This is a genomic window from Enterobacter cloacae complex sp. IR53041, from assembly GCF_049238285.1.
In the GTDB taxonomy this organism is placed as follows: domain Bacteria; phylum Pseudomonadota; class Gammaproteobacteria; order Enterobacterales; family Enterobacteriaceae; genus Enterobacter; species Enterobacter roggenkampii.
This window is the reverse complement of sequence record NZ_JBMKHB010000010.1, coordinates 132,027-148,084: the sequence shown is the minus strand read 5'-3', so window position 1 is coordinate 148,084 and position 16,058 is coordinate 132,027. Positions and strand designations below refer to the sequence as shown.

At 54.6% G+C, this 16,058-nt stretch carries 20 protein-coding genes; 6 read left to right on the top strand and 14 right to left on the bottom strand.

The window, feature by feature from the left end; genetic code table 11:
• The 9 genes from ACOTXF_RS09955 to fkpA form a co-directional block, all read right to left on the bottom strand.
• A partial coding sequence (locus tag ACOTXF_RS09955; RefSeq protein WP_214585797.1) for a GTP-binding protein occupies nucleotides 1–484 on the bottom strand: 484 nt, incomplete at its 3' end.
• Between the two features lie 69 nt (nucleotides 485–553).
• Nucleotides 554–2,668 carry an elongation factor G gene (fusA, locus tag ACOTXF_RS09950; protein ID WP_008503004.1) on the bottom strand — a complete coding sequence of 705 codons (2,115 nt, stop codon included), beginning with the start codon at nucleotides 2,666–2,668 and terminating at the stop codon, nucleotides 554–556.
• A 96-nt stretch (nucleotides 2,669–2,764) separates the two neighbouring features.
• Nucleotides 2,765–3,235, bottom strand: coding sequence for a 30S ribosomal protein S7 (rpsG, locus tag ACOTXF_RS09945; protein WP_004106370.1), 471 nt, complete (start codon nucleotides 3,233–3,235; stop codon nucleotides 2,765–2,767).
• Nucleotides 3,236–3,331: 96 nt separating this feature from the next.
• A complete protein-coding gene (gene rpsL / locus ACOTXF_RS09940; RefSeq protein ID WP_000246815.1) occupies nucleotides 3,332–3,706 on the bottom strand; it encodes a 30S ribosomal protein S12 in 375 nt (124 codons plus the stop codon).
• A 124-nt stretch (nucleotides 3,707–3,830) separates the two neighbouring features.
• On the bottom strand, nucleotides 3,831–4,118 hold the full coding sequence (tusB, locus tag ACOTXF_RS09935) for a sulfurtransferase complex subunit TusB (protein ID WP_008503005.1): 288 nt from the start codon (nucleotides 4,116–4,118) through the stop codon (nucleotides 3,831–3,833).
• A 7-nt stretch (nucleotides 4,119–4,125) separates the two neighbouring features.
• Entirely contained in the window at nucleotides 4,126–4,485 is a 360-nt protein-coding gene (tusC, locus tag ACOTXF_RS09930; RefSeq protein WP_008503006.1) for a sulfurtransferase complex subunit TusC, read from the bottom strand.
• Nucleotides 4,485–4,871, bottom strand: coding sequence for a sulfurtransferase complex subunit TusD (gene tusD / locus ACOTXF_RS09925; RefSeq protein ID WP_021242223.1), 387 nt, complete (start codon nucleotides 4,869–4,871; stop codon nucleotides 4,485–4,487). The genes tusC and tusD overlap by 1 nt, the downstream gene beginning before the upstream one ends.
• Nucleotides 4,871–5,593 carry a helix-turn-helix transcriptional regulator gene (locus ACOTXF_RS09920; RefSeq protein WP_003861697.1) on the bottom strand — a complete coding sequence of 241 codons (723 nt, stop codon included), beginning with the start codon at nucleotides 5,591–5,593 and terminating at the stop codon, nucleotides 4,871–4,873. The genes tusD and ACOTXF_RS09920 overlap by 1 nt, the downstream gene beginning before the upstream one ends.
• Before the next feature lie 166 nt (nucleotides 5,594–5,759).
• On the bottom strand, nucleotides 5,760–6,578 hold the full coding sequence (gene fkpA / locus ACOTXF_RS09915) for an FKBP-type peptidyl-prolyl cis-trans isomerase (RefSeq protein WP_008503008.1): 819 nt from the start codon (nucleotides 6,576–6,578) through the stop codon (nucleotides 5,760–5,762).
• A 238-nt stretch (nucleotides 6,579–6,816) separates the two neighbouring features.
• Between fkpA and ACOTXF_RS09910 the strand changes: the two genes are divergently transcribed.
• Nucleotides 6,817–7,035: a protein SlyX gene (locus ACOTXF_RS09910; protein ID WP_008503009.1), complete on the top strand. Its 219-nt coding sequence runs from the start codon at nucleotides 6,817–6,819 to the stop codon at nucleotides 7,033–7,035.
• A gap of 51 nt (nucleotides 7,036–7,086) precedes the next feature.
• Here ACOTXF_RS09910 and slyD read toward each other — a convergent pair whose 3' ends face one another.
• From slyD to kefG, 4 genes are all read right to left on the bottom strand, one after another.
• Nucleotides 7,087–7,677 (bottom strand): peptidylprolyl isomerase, encoded by a 591-nt coding sequence (gene slyD, locus ACOTXF_RS09905; protein WP_008503010.1) that lies wholly within the window; start codon nucleotides 7,675–7,677, stop codon nucleotides 7,087–7,089.
• Nucleotides 7,678–7,771: 94 nt separating this feature from the next.
• Nucleotides 7,772–7,972 (bottom strand): YheV family putative zinc ribbon protein, encoded by a 201-nt coding sequence (locus ACOTXF_RS09900; protein WP_008503011.1) that lies wholly within the window; start codon nucleotides 7,970–7,972, stop codon nucleotides 7,772–7,774.
• A 13-nt stretch (nucleotides 7,973–7,985) separates the two neighbouring features.
• Complete coding sequence (kefB, locus tag ACOTXF_RS09895; RefSeq protein ID WP_234115197.1) at nucleotides 7,986–9,791, bottom strand: glutathione-regulated potassium-efflux system protein KefB; 1,806 nt, start codon at nucleotides 9,789–9,791, stop codon at nucleotides 7,986–7,988.
• A complete protein-coding gene (gene kefG, locus ACOTXF_RS09890; RefSeq protein ID WP_021242220.1) occupies nucleotides 9,791–10,345 on the bottom strand; it encodes a glutathione-regulated potassium-efflux system ancillary protein KefG in 555 nt (184 codons plus the stop codon). Before kefG ends, kefB begins: the two co-directional genes overlap by 1 nt.
• A 135-nt stretch (nucleotides 10,346–10,480) precedes the next feature.
• On the opposite strand from kefG, the gene ACOTXF_RS09885 reads away from it, so the two are divergent.
• The 4 genes from ACOTXF_RS09885 (at nucleotide 10,481) to ACOTXF_RS09870 (ending at nucleotide 14,620) form a co-directional block, all read left to right on the top strand.
• Nucleotides 10,481–12,385 (top strand): ABC transporter ATP-binding protein, encoded by a 1,905-nt coding sequence (locus ACOTXF_RS09885; RefSeq protein WP_047745255.1) that lies wholly within the window; start codon nucleotides 10,481–10,483, stop codon nucleotides 12,383–12,385.
• 97 nt (nucleotides 12,386–12,482) lie between these two features.
• Nucleotides 12,483–13,505 (top strand): hydrolase, encoded by a 1,023-nt coding sequence (locus ACOTXF_RS09880; RefSeq protein ID WP_045417897.1) that lies wholly within the window; start codon nucleotides 12,483–12,485, stop codon nucleotides 13,503–13,505.
• Nucleotides 13,502–13,720, top strand: a complete 219-nt coding sequence (locus ACOTXF_RS09875) for a YheU family protein (RefSeq protein ID WP_008503016.1) — start codon at nucleotides 13,502–13,504, stop codon at nucleotides 13,718–13,720. The genes ACOTXF_RS09880 and ACOTXF_RS09875 overlap by 4 nt, the downstream gene beginning before the upstream one ends.
• Nucleotides 13,721–13,750: 30 nt before the next feature.
• Complete coding sequence (locus ACOTXF_RS09870) at nucleotides 13,751–14,620, top strand: phosphoribulokinase (RefSeq protein WP_008503017.1); 870 nt, start codon at nucleotides 13,751–13,753, stop codon at nucleotides 14,618–14,620.
• Between the two features lie 85 nt (nucleotides 14,621–14,705).
• Here ACOTXF_RS09870 and ACOTXF_RS09865 read toward each other — a convergent pair whose 3' ends face one another.
• Nucleotides 14,706–15,110, bottom strand: coding sequence for an OsmC family protein (locus tag ACOTXF_RS09865; RefSeq protein WP_008503018.1), 405 nt, complete (start codon nucleotides 15,108–15,110; stop codon nucleotides 14,706–14,708).
• Nucleotides 15,111–15,421: 311 nt separating this feature from the next.
• On the opposite strand from ACOTXF_RS09865, the gene crp reads away from it, so the two are divergent.
• Complete coding sequence (gene crp, locus ACOTXF_RS09860) at nucleotides 15,422–16,054, top strand: cAMP-activated global transcriptional regulator CRP (RefSeq protein WP_000242758.1); 633 nt, start codon at nucleotides 15,422–15,424, stop codon at nucleotides 16,052–16,054.
• Nucleotides 16,055–16,058: the final 4 nt, after the last annotated feature.

Genomic DNA, 16,058 nt, shown 5'->3' with positions numbered 1-16,058 from the left:
CGTACTGAGACAGCAGTTCACGAACTTCCATCTCTACCAGTTCCAGCAGCTCTTCGTCATCAACCATGTCGCATTTGTTCAGGAACACGATGATGAAAGGAACGCCTACCTGACGACCCAGCAGGATGTGCTCACGAGTCTGAGGCATTGGGCCGTCAGTCGCAGCAACAACCAGGATCGCGCCGTCCATCTGCGCAGCACCGGTGATCATGTTTTTAACATAGTCGGCGTGGCCTGGGCAGTCTACGTGTGCGTAGTGGCGAGTCGGGGTGTCATACTCAACGTGGGAAGTGTTGATGGTGATACCACGAGCTTTTTCTTCTGGTGCGTTATCGATCTGGTCGAATGCACGAGCAGAACCGCCGTAGGTTTTAGCCAGAACGGTAGTGATTGCAGCAGTCAGGGTAGTTTTACCATGGTCAACGTGGCCGATAGTACCAACGTTGACGTGCGGTTTTGTACGTTCAAATTTTTCTTTAGACACGGCTATATTCCTTACTATAGTGCTCTCCCCTGTGGAGAGAGCACGGGACTTAGGTTTTAATCCTGTGGATTACTTACCACGGGCTTCAATAACGGCCTGAGCAACGTTGTTAGGCGCATCATCATACTTCAGGAATTCCATGGTGTATGATGCACGACCTTTGGTCAGAGAACGCAGCTGAGTTGCATATCCGAACATTTCAGACAGCGGAACTTCAGCGTGGATCTTAACGCCAGTTACTTCGGATTCCTGACCACGCAGCATACCGCGACGACGGCTCAAGTCACCGATAACGTCACCGGTGTTCTCTTCAGGAGTTTCTACTTCAACCTTCATGATTGGCTCAAGCAGAACTGGTTTTGCTTTCTTAAAGCCTTCTTTAAAGGCAATAGACGCAGCCAGTTTAAACGCCAGTTCAGAGGAGTCAACGTCGTGGTAAGAACCGAAGTGCAGACGAACACCCATGTCAACAACCGGATAGCCAGCCAGAGGGCCCGCTTTCAGCTGTTCCTGGATGCCTTTATCAACGGCTGGGATGTATTCGCCAGGAATTACACCACCTTTGATGTCGTTGATGAACTCGTAACCTTTCGGGTTAGAGCCCGGCTCCAGTGGGTACATGTCGATCACAACGTGACCGTACTGACCGCGACCACCAGACTGCTTAGCGTGTTTACCTTCAATGTCGGTAACTTTCGCGCGAATCGCTTCGCGGTAAGCAACCTGAGGTTTACCCACGTTCGCTTCAACGTTGAATTCACGCTTCATACGGTCAACGATGATGTCCAGGTGCAGTTCACCCATACCAGCGATGATGGTCTGGTTAGATTCTTCATCAGTCCATACGCGGAATGATGGGTCTTCTTTCGCCAGACGGCCCAGAGCCAGACCCATTTTTTCCTGGTCAGCTTTGGTTTTTGGTTCAACTGCGATGGAGATTACCGGCTCTGGGAATTCCATACGCTCCAGAATGATCGGGTGATCCGGGTCACACAGGGTGTCACCAGTGGTCACGTCTTTCAGACCGATAGCTGCAGCGATGTCGCCCGCACGAACTTCTTTGATCTCTTCACGTTTGTTAGCGTGCATCTGTACGATACGGCCAAAACGCTCACGCGCCGCTTTCACGGAGTTCAGGATGGTGTCACCGGAGTTAACCACACCAGAGTAAACGCGGAAGAAGGTCAGGTTACCCACGAATGGGTCGGTAGCAATTTTGAACGCCAGTGCAGAGAATGGCTCTTCGTCGCTTGCGTGACGCTCAGCCGGGGTATCTTTACCGTCGTCCAGGATGCCGTTGATCGCAGGAACGTCAACTGGGGATGGCAGGTAGTCAACTACCGCATCCAGCATCGCCTGAACACCTTTGTTCTTGAACGCAGAACCACAGGTTACCAGGATGATTTCGTTGTTCAGAACGCGCTGACGCAGAGCTTTTTTGATCTCTTCTTCAGTCAGTTCTTCACCACCCAGGTATTTCTCCATCAGCTCTTCAGAAGCTTCAGCAGCGGATTCGATCAGGTTCTGGTGCCATTCGTCAGCCAGGTCCTGCATTGCAGCTGGGATATCTTCGTATTCGAAGGTAACGCCCTGGTCTGCATCGTTCCAGTTGATGGCTTTCATTTTCACCAGGTCGATAACGCCGGTGAAGCCTTCTTCAGCACCAATTGCCAGCTGCAGCGGAACAGGGTTCGCGCCCAGACGGGTTTTGATCTGACCAACAACTTTCAGGAAGTTAGCACCCATACGGTCCATTTTGTTAACGAACGCGATGCGTGGAACTTTATATTTGTTCGCCTGACGCCATACGGTTTCAGACTGTGGCTGAACACCACCAACTGCGCAATAAACCATTACCGCGCCGTCAAGAACACGCATGGAACGTTCTACTTCGATGGTGAAGTCAACGTGCCCTGGGGTGTCGATGATGTTTACGCGATGCGGTTCGTACTGCTTAGCCATACCTGACCAGAATGCAGTAGTCGCTGCGGAGGTGATAGTGATACCACGCTCCTGCTCCTGTTCCATCCAGTCCATGGTGGCTGCGCCGTCATGAACTTCACCGATTTTGTGGTTTACACCGGTGTAGAACAGAATACGTTCGGTAGTAGTGGTTTTACCGGCGTCGATGTGCGCACTGATACCGATGTTACGGTAGCGTGCGATGGGTGTTGTACGAGCCATTTGATTCCTCGTTTATATCTTTAGGCGTTCAGTTAAGTTACCCAGAGCGGGCGGCTTCTCTGAAGCGCCCGCCTGGTGACTAAGACTCCGAAGGGATTACCAACGGTAGTGTGCGAACGCCTTGTTGGCTTCTGCCATACGGTGAACGTCTTCACGTTTCTTAACTGCAGTACCTTTGTTGTCTGCAGCATCAGAAAGTTCGTTCGCCAGACGCAGAGCCATGGATTTATCACCGCGTTTACGAGCAGCTTCAACGATCCAACGCATTGCCAGGGCATTACGACGAACCGGACGAACTTCAACTGGAACCTGATAAGTAGAACCACCAACGCGGCGGGACTTAACTTCTACAGTTGGGCGAACGTTGTCGAGAGCGACTTCGAAAGCTTCCAGTTCATTTTTACCAGAACGCTGAGCCAGGGTCTCCAGCGCGCTGTATACGATTGCTTCTGCAGTAGATTTTTTACCATCTACCATCAGGATATTTACAAATTTTGCCAGCAGTTCTGATCCGAATTTCGGATCTGGAAGAATTTTACGCTGACCAATGACGCGACGACGTGGCATGGGAATACTCCGTTGTTAATTCAGGATTGTCCAAAACTCAAAGAGTTTAGTATGACATTAAGATAAATCAGTTTGGCCTTACTTAACGGAGAACCATTAAGCCTTAGGACGCTTCACGCCGTACTTGGAGCGAGCCTGCTTACGGTCTTTAACACCTGAGCAGTCCAGCGCACCACGAACGGTGTGGTAACGAACACCCGGAAGGTCTTTAACACGACCGCCACGGATCAGGATCACGGAGTGCTCCTGCAGGTTGTGACCTTCACCACCGATGTAGGAAGTCACTTCGAAACCGTTAGTCAAACGCACACGGCATACTTTACGCAGTGCGGAGTTTGGTTTTTTAGGAGTGGTGGTATATACACGAGTACATACACCACGTTTCTGCGGGCAGGCTTCCAGCGCAGGCACGTTGCTTTTCGCAACTTTGCGTGCACGTGGTTTGCGTACCAGCTGGTTAACTGTTGCCATTAAATAGCTCCTGGTTTTAGCTTTTGCTTCGTAAACACGTAATAAAACGACCTCATACAATATGAGGACGCGAAATTTTAGGGCTACGTCGAAAAGGTGTCAAGAAATATACAGCGATCTCAAATCACCAGTTCATTTGACTGGCGTGCGTCACAGTAAGATTGACGAAATCAGTATAGCCAACCACGTCAATTTTGGCTGAAATTTGACCAGAAAGACCCCGCGCATCCAGATCGTCTTTCAGCGCAGAAACTGTTATGGGGGCATTCGTGAGCATTTCAACGAAACGGCTGCCTTCAAGTGCGGCAAGCACGCCGTCCTGAATCAGCAGCAGGTCATCACCGTCGCGCAGCATACTCAGTAACGCGTCGATATCACATTGCCATGGTGAATGGCTCAGAGTATGGAGCATGGCAGCCTCAGAAGGTCAGAACGGTGTCGTAGTGGGAAAGGTGTTCGCGCAATGCCGCAGAAGAGACGACGGTCACATCCAGCACGAAAGGCGTCTTCTCATCCAAACCGCGAGCGGCCAGCGAGTCGGCGCAGACATACAGGGTTTCAATGTCATACAGCGGCAGCACTTTAAACGTAGCGATGTAATCCCGCGCCAGAATGGCCTGTGGCTGCTGACCCGCCAGAAGCTGAAACACACCGTCCCCTAAAAAGAAGACGCCGATATCTTCGGTCAGCGCGGACGTCGCAAGTAACGCATCCAGTCCTTCGCGGCCAGAAGCGCTCCCGTGCGGCGCAGACGCAAAAACAAATGCCACGCGCTTCATCAGAATTGCACCACTCTGTCGCAGGTGAGCGCCGCCTGTGCCAGCGCGCCCAGACCGCTTAACGAAAAACCGGGCTGGAGGTTAGAACCCGACAAACCAAGACGGGCGGCTTCGGTTGCATCGGTCACGCCGCGGCGCAGTGCCGCCGCCACGCAGATGTGCAGTTCTACGCCCTGCTTTTCGTTTAATGCCTGCCAGCCGCGCACCACATCAAACTCATCGCTCGCCGGCGACGTAAACTGGTTCGCGTTATACACCCCTTCCCGATAGAAGAAGACGCTCGCCAGCTCATGTCCGGCTGCCAGCAGCGCCTGCGCAAACTGCAGCGCGCTGCTGGCCTGCTGAGTCCCGTACGCCGGGCCTGTCACCATTAACGCATAACGCATTACTTATCTTGTCCCAGGAAATCACCGCTTTTGAACTGGCGAATATAGAGGTAGACCGTGTGCTTGGAGATGTTGAGACGATCGGCCACCTGGTTGATGGCGTCTTTAATATCAAAAATCCCTTTTTCATAGAGATTGAGCACGATCTGGCGATTCTTGGCGTTGTTAGAGACGTTGCGGTCGGCATTCACCTCTTCAATGGTGAACTCAAGCGTCTGCGTGACGAGATCTTCGACGGAAGAGGCAAAGTTAACAGAAGAGCCAACATCCGGCGTTTCTGGTGGAATAAAGGTGCTCATGATCTGCGAGAAAGGCACATCAAGGTTCATGTTGATGCACAGCAGCCCAATTACACGATGCTCGCGGTTTCGAATCGCGATGGTTTCTGATTTCATCAGCACGCCGCTTTTGGCGCGGGTGAAATAGCATTTGGAGACGCTGCTGTCCGCGCCGGTCATGTCATGCAACATACGCAATGCAAGGTCGGTAATTGGCGAGCCAATTTTACGGCCAGTATGCTCACCATTCGCAATGCGGATGGCGGAACACTTCAGATCTTGCAGGGAGTGCAATACGATTTCGCAGTGGGAGCCAATGAGCATCGCTAACCCGTCCACTACCGCTTCATAGGATTTCAGAATATCGAAGTCGGTCTGGTCAAAAGGACGTTGATCCAGCAAATCAAGTTCACTGGTTTCGTTGGTTAAAAGCGACCTGGACATGAAAAAAACACTCCTTTTCAGGAGCCTGTCGTTAGGTTTTCAGGGCAGGCTCATTATCTACACGGACAACTAAATTAATACAGCGTGCCTAACGCTTTCCAGTGTTAATTATATCTGCCCCACAATAAAAAACCGCCGCCTTAAAGGCGGCGGTTTTTTTTCAGCATTACTTCTTAGCTGCAGCGGCTTTATCGTCAGCCGGTGCGTCTGCCTTGGCATCCGCTTTCGGTGCCGGTTTGATGTCCAGCAGCTCTACGTCAAAGACCAGCGTAGAGTTGGCAGGGATCCCCGGAACGCCGGTTTTGCCATAGGCCAGATCCGGTGGGATGACCATCTTGATCTTGCCGCCTTTCTTGATGTTTTTCAGGCCTTCAGTCCAGCCAGGGATCACACCATCCAGACGGAAGGAGAGCGGCTCACCACGGGTGTAAGAGTTATCGAACTCTTTACCGTCGATCAGCGTACCTTTGTAGTTCACGACAACCGTGTCGCTGTCTTTAGGCGCATCGCCGGTGCCTTCTTTCTCAACTTTGTACACCAGGCCAGTCGAAGAGGTTTTCACACCCTTCTCTTTAGCGAAAGCATCGCGGTAGGCTTTGCCTTTCGCTTCGTTGTCTTTTGCGTCCGCGTCCATCTTAGTCTGCGCGGCGCCCTTCACACGCGCTTCGAACGCCTGCAGAGTCTGTTCAATTTCCTGGTCAGACAGCTTGCTCTTATCGGCAAATGCGTCCTGAACGCCTGCGATCAGCTGAGCTTTATCCAGTTTGATGCCCAGTTTCTCTTGTTCTTTCAGAGAGTTTTCCATGTAACGACCCAGAGATGCGCCCAGTGCGTAGGCGGATTTCTGGTCGTCATTTTTGAACGCTGCTTTGCTGTCTGCAGTGGCAGCAGGCTTCGCAGCAGTATCAGCAGCGAATGACAGCGGCGCGTTCAGCGCAACAGCCATCGTCGTCGCCAGCAGCGTTACTTTAAACAGTGATTTCATCCATATCTCCAGGGCCTGGGGACTCTCACCCCAGCGTTAAACGTAAATGAGTGACGTACTATAAAACGTTGCAGAAGAAATCTACAGACAGACACGTCCAATTCTCGCCACTTTTCAGACTATTTTTGTTTAAATAAGTTTCTTGCCAGAGGGATGCGAACTGTACTTAAGGATAAACTCAGTTAAACTGCGCCGCCGCTGGGCCATTATGGCGAATCTGAAATAAACGAGGTGAATGATGAAGGATACAACGATAGAAGCGAGAATGGCTGAGCTGGAAAGCCGCCTGGCTTTTCAGGACATCACCATCGAAGAGCTAAACCAGACCGTGACCGCACATGAGCTCGAAATGGCGAAACTGCGGGATCATATGCGCCTGCTGACGGAAAAGCTGAAGGCTACGCAGCCGTCGAACATTGCCTCTCAGTCGGAAGAGACGCCACCGCCTCATTATTGAGGCGTAAAAAAAGCGGGATAATCCCGCTTTTTTATTTTCCGCATGACGGAATTAGTGGCAGCCGCAGCCGCCGTTACCGCAACCACCTTTACCGTGGCCGTGGTCATGACCATGGTCGTGGCCGTGACCACCGCAGCAGCCGTCGTGGCCGTGATCGTGGTCATGGTCGTGACCGTGCGCACCGTGAACGTGGCCATGAGCCAGCTCTTCTTCGGTCGCCTCGCGGATCGCAACAACTTCTACGTTGAACTTCAGGTTCTGGCCAGCCAGCATGTGGTTGCCGTCAACCACGACGTGGTCATCTTCCACTTCGGTGATTTCAACTGGAACCGGGCCCTGGTCGGTTTCCGCCAGGAAGCGCATGCCAACCTGCAGTTCGTCAACGCCCATGAACACGTCTTTAGGAACGCGCTGAACCAAGTTGTCGTCATACTGACCGTAAGCGTCGTTCGCGCCTACAGCAACGTCAAATTTGTCGCCAACTTCATGACCTTCCAGCGCGTTTTCCAGGCCGGAAATCAGGGAACCGTGACCATGCAGGTAGTCAAGCGGCGCACTCACCGGAGACTCATCAACCAACACACCGTCTTCTGTACGTACCTGATAGGCCAGGCTGACCACCAGGTCTTTTGCTACTTTCATGATATCTCCTGAGCGTGGGAAAATTGCTGGCGCAGATTGTAGCGGAAATCTGCACCTGTGTACCCTTTAGCTTAAAAAAACTCAGGGCATATCGCTAGTCCGGATGAAAAATCCCGATAACTTGCTCTTCTTTGCGAACGTGCTCGCGCGCCTCTTTGTCGGCCTCACGCATCTGGTGACCGCACTTAACACACTCAACAACATCAATATTATTTTCCCGCCACATCGCCAGGGTATCTTGCGCCTGGCAGGTCGGGCATTTTGCACCCGCGATAAAGCGTTTACGTACAGCCATCTTTCGTTACCCTTTATTCAAATTCATCCCAGCCATCGAGCTGGCGTCGTTCCTGCTGCATCTCGCGCTGGAAGATCTCCTCCAGCTCGCGACGGGCTTCCCGCACGCGGGAGATCTGCGCCGTATCGGTATGTACCGGCATCAGCTCGCGCAGCATCCGCATATCCAGCCGGCGGAAGTGCATCTGGGCGCGCTGCGCCTGATGCGGATGCATGCCAAGTGAGATCAGCGCCTTGCGCCCCAGCTCCAGCGCACTGGAGAACGTCTCACGGGAGAAGTGTTTCACACCCGCCTGCAATAATTCGTGAGCTTCAACACGTCCCCGCGCACGCGCCAGAATATGCAGATGCGGGAAATGCTGCTGGCAGAGATCTACCAGCTTCATCGTGTCTTCCGGGTCGTTACAGGTAATGATGATGGACTCTGCCGCCTCTGCCCCCGCCGAGCGCAGTAGCTCGAGCTGGGTCGCGTCGCCGTAATAAACCTTATAGCCATATTTGCGCATCAGGTTGACCGCGCTGATATCCCGCTCCAGCACCGTAATGCGCATTTTGTTCGCCATTAGCAAACGGCCGATTACCTGTCCAAAGCGGCCAAAGCCCACTACGATCACCTGGGGCTTATCGTCTTCCACCCACGGCGCTTCGTCTTCATCGTCTGTCGGGTTCAGGCGGCGCGAAAGCAGTCTATCCACCAGCTTCATCAGCAGCGGCGTGGTCATCATGGACAGCGTGACCGTTACCAGCAAAAGCGCCATCTGATCGTCTTTAAACAGCTTCTGGGAGGAGGCGGTAGAGAACAGCACAAACGCGAACTCGCCTCCCTGGCTCAACACGCTCGCAAACTGCATGCGCTCCGAACTGCGCAGGCCGTAAATGCGCGCCATGACGTACAGTACCAGCGTTTTCACCGCCACCAGGATAGCGACGCTCACCACAACCCACAGGAGATGGGTATAGAGCACGCCAAGGTTGAGCGCCATCCCCACCGAAATAAAGAACAACCCCAACAGCAACCCTTTGAAGGGATCGATGGCAATTTCCAGCTCGTGGCGGTATTCACTTTCCGCCAGCAGCACCCCGGCGATAAAGGTCCCGAGCGCCATCGACAGCCCCAGCGCGTCCATGAATAACGCCGATCCCAGCACCAGCAGCAGCGTCGCGGCGGTAAATACCTCGCGAACGCCCGACGCGGCAATAAAGCGGAACACGGGACGTAACAGGAAACGCCCGCCGATGAGCATGCCCGCGAAGGCCAGCACCTTCATGGCGATTTTAGCCCAGTCGAAATGATCGTCCCCGGAGCCCGCCAGCAGCGGCACCAGCGCCAGCGCCGGGATCACCGCCAAATCCTGGAACAGCAGCACCGAAAAGCCCAGCTGACCGGCTTCGTTGCGGTTCATCCCCTTGTCGCGCATCAGCTGCAGGGCCATCGCCGTCGACGACATCGCAAGGCCTATCCCGCCGATCACCGCCGCCTGCCAGGAGAAATTCGTCAGCATTAACAGGCCACCCAGAATCGCGGCGCTGAGCAACACCTGAGCGGCACCTACGCCAAAGATGGAGCGTCGGAGCTGCCACAATTTAGAAGGGTTGAGCTCAAGGCCAATGATGAACATCAGGAACACCACGCCCAGCTCGGAGAAATGGAGAATTTCATCCACATCGCTGATGAATCCCAGTCCCCAGGGGCCAATCGCGATCCCCGCCAGCAGATACCCCAGCACCGCCCCGATGCCGATACGGGCGGCAAGCGGCACCGCGACGACGGCCGCAAATAAAAACAGCACCCCGGCGAGGAGCAAATTCGATCCTTCCATTAACGCCCTCCTGCCGGAATCGGTGACGCCAGCCATTCGCCGTAGGCTCTGGCGTGGCTGGCCAACTCTTTCGGATCCTGACGACGGGCCCAGTAGACAATAATCGGGCTCATCCAGTGCATACGGCACATGGCCGCCGTCAGCTCAAAAGGCCGCAGAATGTCGCTCATCGGATAGCGGTTCAGCCCGTCGTGGCGGTAGGCGCTTTCGGGTTCACCGGTCGTAATCACACTACGCCAGTACTTTCCCGCCAGCTGGTTGCCCCCCACCCCGCTGGAGAAGCCCCGGCTCAGCACGCGGTCCAGCCACTCTTTGAGCAGCGCCGGACAGCTGTAGGTATAAAGCGGATGCTGGAACACAATCACGTCATGCTGACGCAGCAGTTCCTGCTCGTAAGGAATATCAATAAAGAAATCAGGATAGTGCGCGTAGAGATCGTGCACCGTCACGTTGCTGAGCTGAGTAGCCGGCTTAAGCAGCACCCGGTTTGCCACCGAGTCCTGAGATTCCGGATGGGCATACAGCAGCAGCACTTTTGCTGTCTGAGACATCATTCCCCTCCCGGTCTTGTTTCTGTTTTTGTGTATCGTCGCTGTTTTGGGCTACCATGACGGCCCGGTGCGGAAAACGGCCCACACCTTACATTATCATAATGACAAATTAACATAGTCGGAACATACGGCGCTTCTATGATTGTTTTCTCCTCGTTACAAATACGTCGCGGCGTGCGCGTCCTGCTGGATAACGCCACTGCTACCATCAACCCAGGCCAGAAAGTGGGCCTGGTCGGCAAAAACGGCTGTGGTAAATCCACGCTGCTGGCGCTGCTGAAAAACGAGATTAGCGCGGATGGCGGTAACTTTACCTTCCCGGGGAACTGGCAGCTCGCCTGGGTAAACCAGGAGACGCCCGCGCTGAGCGAACCGGCACTCGACTATGTTATCGACGGCGATCGTGAGTACCGCAAGCTCGAGGCGGAACTTATCGCCGCTAACGAGCGCAACGACGGCCACGCCATCGCCACCGTTCACGGCAAGCTGGACGCCATCGACGCGTGGACCATTCGCTCCCGCGCCTCCAGCCTGCTGCACGGCCTGGGCTTCAGCAATGAGCAGCTGGAACGCCCGGTCAGCGACTTCTCCGGCGGCTGGCGTATGCGCCTCAACCTGGCGCAGGCGCTGATCTGCCGCTCTGACCTGCTGCTGCTCGATGAACCGACTAACCACCTCGATCTCGATGCGGTTATTTGGCTGGAGAAGTGGCTCAAGAGCTATCAGGGCACTCTGATTCTGATCTCCCACGACCGCGACTTCCTCGACCCGGTGGTGGATAAAATCATTCATATCGAACAGCAAACGATGTTCGAGTACACGGGCAACTACAGCTCCTTCGAGCGCCAGCGCGCGACGCGCCTTGCCCAGCAGCAGTCGATGTATGAAAGCCAGCAGCAGCGCGTGGCGCACCTGCAAAGCTTTGTGGATCGCTTCAAGGCCAAGGCGTCAAAGGCGAAGCAGGCCCAGAGCCGCATCAAGATGCTGGAGCGTATGGAGATGATCGCCCCGGCGCACGTCGACAACCCGTTCCACTTCAGCTTCCGGGCCCCGGAAAGCCTGCCAAATCCCCTGCTGAAAATGGAAAAGGTCAGCGCGGGCTATGCCGACCGCATTATTCTCGACTCCATCAAGCTCAACCTGGTGCCGGGTTCACGTATTGGTCTGCTCGGGCGCAACGGTGCCGGTAAATCCACGCTGATCAAACTGCTGGCGGGTGAGCTTAATCCGGTCAAGGGTGAAATCGGCCTGGCGAAGGGCATCAAACTGGGTTACTTCGCCCAGCATCAACTGGAATATTTACGCGCGGATGAATCCCCGATTCAGCATCTTGCGCGTCTGGCGCCGCAGGAGATGGAGCAGAAGCTGCGCGACTATCTCGGCGGCTTCGGCTTCCAGGGCGATAAGGTCACCGAAAACACCGAGCGCTTCTCCGGCGGCGAAAAGGCCCGTCTGGTGCTGGCGCTGATCGTCTGGCAGCGCCCGAACCTGCTGCTGCTCGATGAACCGACCAACCACCTGGATCTCGACATGCGTCAGGCACTGACCGAAGCGCTGATTGAATTCGAAGGGGCGCTGGTTGTCGTTTCGCACGATCGTCACCTGATCCGCTCCACCACGGACGATCTCTACTTAGTGCACGACGGCAAAGTCGAACCGTTCGACGGCGATCTGGAAGACTACCAGCAGTGGCTGACGGACGTGCAGAAGCAGGAAAGCCAGCCGGAAGAGTCAGCGAAAGACAACGCCAACAGCGCGCAGGCACGTAAAGACCAGAAGCGCCGTGAAGCGGAGCTGCGCACCCAGACGCAGCCGCTGCGTAAAGAGATTGCCCGTCTCGAAAAAGAGATGGAAAAGCTCAACGCCACCCTTGCTACCGTTGAAGAGAAGCTGGGCGACAGCGGTCTGTATGACCAGAGCCGTAAAGCGGAACTGACGGACTGCCTGCAAACGCAGGCGAAGACCAAATCCAGCCTTGAAGAGTGTGAGATGGCGTGGCTGGATGCGCAGGAACAGCTGGAAACAATGCTGCAGGCTGACTGAATTCATTGCTCCGTTTAGCCTGGTTCGGAAATCCAGGCTAAACGGAGTACAATTCGGAAAGTATCGTAAATTTCCGACAAGAATCAGCATCGCGCCTATGACCCAAATCATTCCATCAGGCTTTGACATTGCCGCCGAAGACAGCACTGAGTTCGTGCCTATGCGCGGCGTCGCCAATCGCCATTTGCAGACCATGCTGCCGCGACTGATCCGCCGCAAGGTTCAGTTCACCCCACACTGGCAGCGGCTAGATCTGCCAGACGGTGACTTTCTGGATCTCGCCTGGAGCGAAGCGCCGGATCAGGCTCGACATAAGCCACGGCTGGTGGTTTTTCACGGTCTGGAAGGCAGCCTGCACAGCCCGTATGCACACGGGCTCATTGAGGCGGCCAAAGCGCGCGGCTGGCTCGGCGTGGTGATGCATTTTCGCGGCTGCAGCGGCGAGCCGAACCGGCAGAAGCGTATCTATCACTCGGGTGAAACCGAAGACGGCACGTGGTTTTTACACTGGCTGCGGGACAACTATGGCACCGTGCCCACCGCGGCCGTAGGCTACTCGCTGGGCGGAAATATGCTGGCCTGCCTGTTAGCTAAAGAAGGGGAAAGCGTCCCGCTGGATGCCGCCGTCATTGTCTCCGCCCCGTTCATGCTGGAGCAGTGCAGCTACCACATGGATAAAGGCTTTTCCCGCGTCTATCAGCGCTACCTGCTCAACCTGCTGAAGGCCAATGCCGCGCGTAAACTGAAAGCCTACCCGGATACTCTCCCGGTAAGCCTGCGCCAGCTGAAAAAAGTGCGCCGCATACGCGAATTCGACGATCTGATCACCGCGAAAATTCACGGCTTCGCCGATGCAATTGACTATTATCGTCAATGCAGCGCCATGCCGCTGCTCAGCAAGATCACGCAGCCAACGCTGATCATTCACGCCAAAGATGACCCTTTTATGGATCATCACTCGATTCCCGCTCAGGAATTCCTGCCCGACAACGTTCACTATCAGTTGACCGAGCACGGCGGCCACGTCGGGTTTATCGGCGGCACGCTGCGCCGCCCGAAAATGTGGCTTGAGGCGCGTATTCCTGACTGGCTAACCCCTTATCTGGACGGTGCAACATGATTATTCCCTGGCAGGATCTGGCTCCCGAAACGCTCGATAATCTGATTGAAAGCTTTGTATTACGCGAAGGCACCGATTATGGTGAACAGGAACGCTCGCTTGAGCAAAAGGTCAACGATGTAAAGCGCCAGCTGAAAAGCGGCGACGTGGTGCTGGTGTGGTCAGAACTGCATGAGACGGTCAATATCATGCCCCGCAACGCGTTTCACGGCTGATCTTCCACCCTTTTCAGTCAGGGAGTTGCTATGTCTGCCAGACATCCGGTTATTGCCGTTACGGGGTCGAGTGGTGCGGGAACCACCACCACCAGCCTCGCATTTCGCAAGATTTTCGCCCAGCTGAATCTCCGTGCGGCGGAGGTCGAAGGCGACAGCTTTCACCGCTACACGCGCCCGGAGATGGACATGGCCATCCGTAAGGCGCGCGATCTGGGTAAACACATCAGCTACTTCGGTCCGGAAGCCAATGACTTCGGCCTGCTGGAACAAACCTTTATTGAGTACGGCCAGAGCGGTAAAGGGCAGTCCCGCAAGTATCTGCATACCTATGATGAAGCCGTTCCCTGGAATCAGGTGCCTGGCACCTTTACCCCCTGGCAGCCCCTGCCGGAACCTACCGACGTGCTGTTCTACGAAGGATTACACGGCGGCGTGGTCACGCCGCAGCACGACGTGGCGCGCCACGTGGATCTGCTGGTTGGCGTGGTGCCTATCGTTAACCTGGAGTGGATCCAGAAGCTGACGCGTGACATGAGCGAGCGCGGCCACTCGCGCGAAGCAGTGATGGATTCGGTGGTGCGCTCCATGGAAGACTACATCAACTTCCTGACGCCGCAGTTTTCCCGCACCCATATCAACTTCCAGCGCGTGCCGACGGTGGACACCTCCAACCCGTTCGCGGCCAAAAGTATCCCATCCCTGGATGAGAGCTTTGTGGTGATCCATTTCCGCAATCTCGAAGGCATTGACTACCCCTGGCTGCTGGCGATGCTGCAGGGCTCGTTTATTTCTCACATGAATACATTAGTCGTACCGGGCGGAAAAATGGGGCTGGCGATGGAGCTCATCATGACGCCGCTGGTGGAGCGATTGATGGAAGGGAAACAGATCGCGTGAGTTTTTTGCCCGGTGGCGCTGCGCTTACCGGGCCTACGGTCGTGCTTTTGTAGGGCGGGTCAGCGAAGCGCCACCCGCCAAAACATTAAGCCTCGATCACTTCATACGAATGGGTGATTTTTACCGCTTTCTCCAGCATTAACGCGACAGAGCAGTACTTCTCCGCAGACAGGTCCACCGCACGTGAAACCGCCGCGTCTTTCAGTTCTTTACCGGTGACCACAAAGTGCAGATTGATGTGGGTGAACAGGCGTGGCGCCTCTTCGCGGCGTTCTGACGTGAGTTTGACCTCACAATCCGTCACGTCATGACGGCCTTTTTGCAGAATCGACACCACGTCAATGGCGCTGCATCCCCCTGCCGCCATCAGCACCATTTCCATTGGGCTGGGCGCTTTATCGCCGGAGTTACCATCCATCAAAATCTGATGCCCTGACGCGGACTCGCCCAGGAACGTTAAACCTTCAACCCACTTCACGCGCGCTTGCATATTCTTAAACTCCAACGTTGCATTTTTGGTGACAGATTACGCGTGCGTTACATTTCTCGCAATGGAAGGCGACCTGCATCATGCTGAAGCGAGACACCAGGAGACACGCGGCGAAAGCTATGCTAAAACACTCAGGATGCTACAGTAATACATTGACGTTACACATGTATGCAGAGGACATCAAACTTTACTGGCTGCGAAACGTTACGGTAGCCGACTTCCCAGGGTATGGGTAAGAATTCGATTGCAACCCCAGAGTCCGGATGCATCTGATGACTCTGGTGACAGCTTATAACAGAGGATAACAGCGCATGGTGCTTGGCAAACCGCAAACAGACCCGACTCTCGAATGGTTCTTGTCTCATTGCCACATTCATAAGTACCCATCAAAGAGCACGCTGATTCACCAGGGTGAAAAAGCGGAAACGTTGTATTACATCGTTAAAGGCTCGGTGGCAGTGCTGATCAAAGATGAAGAAGGGAAAGAGATGATCCTTTCTTATCTGAACCAGGGCGATTTCATCGGTGAACTGGGCCTGTTTGAAGAGGGCCAGGAACGTAGCGCCTGGGTTCGTGCAAAGACAGCATGTGAAGTGGCTGAAATTTCTTACAAGAAGTTCCGTCAGCTGATTCAGGTTAACCCTGACATTCTGATGCGTCTCTCTTCCCAGATGGCGCGCCGTCTGCAGGTCACCTCAGAGAAAGTGGGCAACCTCGCCTTCCTGGACGTGACGGGCCGCATCGCACAAACTCTGCTGAACCTGGCGAAACAGCCAGACGCCATGACCCACCCGGACGGCATGCAAATTAAAATTACCCGTCAGGAAATTGGTCAGATCGTCGGTTGCTCCCGTGAAACAGTGGGCCGTATCCTGAAAATGCTGGAAGATCAAAACCTGATCTCCGCCCACGGTAAAACCATCGTGGTTTACGGAACGCGTTAATTCC